Raw genomic sequence first — 821 nt, 5'->3', positions numbered from 1 at the left:
TGAGGCGCCGCCTGGCGCCGGCAGACCCTGGACGAACTTCCGGCGCCGACCACTAAGATGCCGATGAACGACGTCTGTCCGGCTCGCGTCCCCCCGCATCCCGCCTGGCGTCGTTGTTCAGCGGCATCCTGGTACGACAGCGACCGGTCGGGTTCAGCGGGTCCCGGGCAGTGGCCCGTCCATGACCCCAGGGTTCGTGGGCTCACCGGGTTCCCACCGCATCGGCGAAGCCGACGGGGTCCGCACCGCATCGGCGAAGCCGACCGGGTCTGCGCCGGACCGGCGAAACCGATCGGGGACGTCGACAGGGGAGATCCGGGAAGCTTTCGACGACTCTGTCCGCAACGAACGGGCGGGGTGAAAGACCCAGGCTCGCATCAGCACGAAGCGTACGATTGTCGCTACCGTACTGCTGAACAACACAGTGATGATCTCGATGGCGACGCCGGACGACGACCAGAACCGGTGCAGCAACCCGAGCCCGCCGGACGACACCACCAGTCCGACACCGAACACGACGCCCGACTCGGCGAACTGGCGTACCGCCCCAGCGCCTCCGACCTGCCCGAAGGTCAGCCGCCGGTTCGCCCAGGTGTTGGCAACGGCGGTCATGAACAACGCGACGAAGTTGGCCGCCAGCGGCGACGTTTCGACCTCCCGAAGCATCGCGTAGAGCAGGACGTATGCCAGGGTCGAACACAGCCCGATCGCCGCGAACGTCCGAAGCTGACGGCCCATTCCGCCGGGCAGCCGGGCCGCACGCACCTGTGGTGGCAGATCCACGCCGACCCGGCCCGCGATGATCCGACGGGCGACCCGGA

Annotated in this window: 1 protein-coding gene; it reads right to left on the bottom strand. The window is 68.5% G+C overall.

The annotated features are described in order from the left end of the window. Positions 1–153: 153 nt before the first annotated feature. Positions 154–821 (bottom strand): GtrA family protein (locus U9978_RS19625; protein WP_322762600.1); only part of this gene is annotated, 668 nt, incomplete at its 5' end.

Origin of the sequence: Protofrankia sp. Cr2, assembly GCF_963555885.1 — a bacterium.
Lineage (GTDB): Bacteria > Actinomycetota > Actinomycetes > Frankiales > Frankiaceae > Protofrankia.
This window is presented reverse-complemented; position numbering and strand designations above follow the sequence as displayed.